At 51.1% G+C, this 591-nt stretch carries 1 pseudogene; it reads right to left on the bottom strand.

What is annotated here, in order from left to right:
• Positions 1-263: pseudogene (locus BK660_RS31180) on the bottom strand (GGDEF domain-containing protein); the annotation flags it as partial.
• Positions 264-591 lie beyond the last annotated feature (328 nt).

Genomic DNA, 591 nt, shown 5'->3' with positions numbered 1-591 from the left:
GCCTGGATTTTGCTTTGGTAGCGTTTGATCACGCGGTTGAGCAGCGCCAGAACAATCAGCGTCACCAACAGGCAGATCAGCAGATTCAGGTACAGCGACTGACGGATTTCACTCAGCGCGCCGTCTTCGCGTTTATCGACAAACAGGTACCAGTTCAGCTCCGGGATAAACCGCACGTTGAGGAAATGCCCCTGACCGTGGGCAGAATATTCGTAGCTGCCGCTGTGCGGTTTCGGCAACTGGCTGACCAGACTTTTCAGGGTTCTTTTGATTTTCTATATTGGAAATCGAACATGAATGTTCATTTGCGAAAATGGTAGCCCATAAAGACGCGCGCAGCCAGTCGCATTCGATTGAAAAAACTCATCGAAGGGCGGCTAAAAGAAAATTTTCGAACATTAAATGCGCGCAAGGGCGCAGAAGACGTGTTGTTTGATCGATTGTTTTCGTCGGATCGCCGCCCGGAGCAGGCTCGCTCCCACAGTGGGTGGAAGACTCACAAATCTTGTGATTGGCTCGTATCTCTGTGGGAGCGAGCCTGCTCGCGAAGGCGTCAGTACAGACAATGAAGAGAAGGGTAGTTAAACGACC

The sequence above is a fragment of the Pseudomonas brassicacearum genome, assembly GCF_003732265.1.
GTDB lineage: Bacteria > Pseudomonadota > Gammaproteobacteria > Pseudomonadales > Pseudomonadaceae > Aquipseudomonas > Aquipseudomonas brassicacearum_D.
The sequence above is the reverse complement of the archived record's forward strand: the minus strand, read 5'-3'. Positions and strand labels throughout refer to the sequence as shown.